The following is a 299-nucleotide window of genomic DNA, read 5'->3' on the forward strand; positions in this document are numbered from 1 at the left end:
TGAAGCCGATGGCAAACAGCATCGGCACGGTCAGGTGGATGTCGCCGCGCCACAGCGTGAGCACCCAGTTGTAGACCTTGAGCGCGGTCGGGATGGCGATGATGAGCGTGGTGGTGGCGAAGAAAAAACCAAAGTACGGGTTCATGCCCGCCACAAACATGTGGTGCGCCCACACGACAAAGCTCAGTGCACCGATGATGACGATGGCCCACACCATCATGCGATAGCCGAAGATGTTCTTGCGCGCGTGCGTGCTGATGAGGTCTGACACGATGCCGAACGCTGGCAGCGCGACGATG

General features: G+C 59.5%; 1 protein-coding gene. It reads right to left on the reverse strand.

From position 1 onward, the window contains the following. Nucleotides 1-299: cbb3-type cytochrome c oxidase subunit I (locus tag RVY79_RS18895; protein ID WP_317466093.1), on the reverse strand; the 299-nt coding region annotated here is incomplete at both ends.

Origin of the sequence: Chromohalobacter sp. HP20-39 (assembly GCF_033052815.1) — a bacterium.
Classification (GTDB): Bacteria; Pseudomonadota; Gammaproteobacteria; order Pseudomonadales; family Halomonadaceae; genus Chromohalobacter.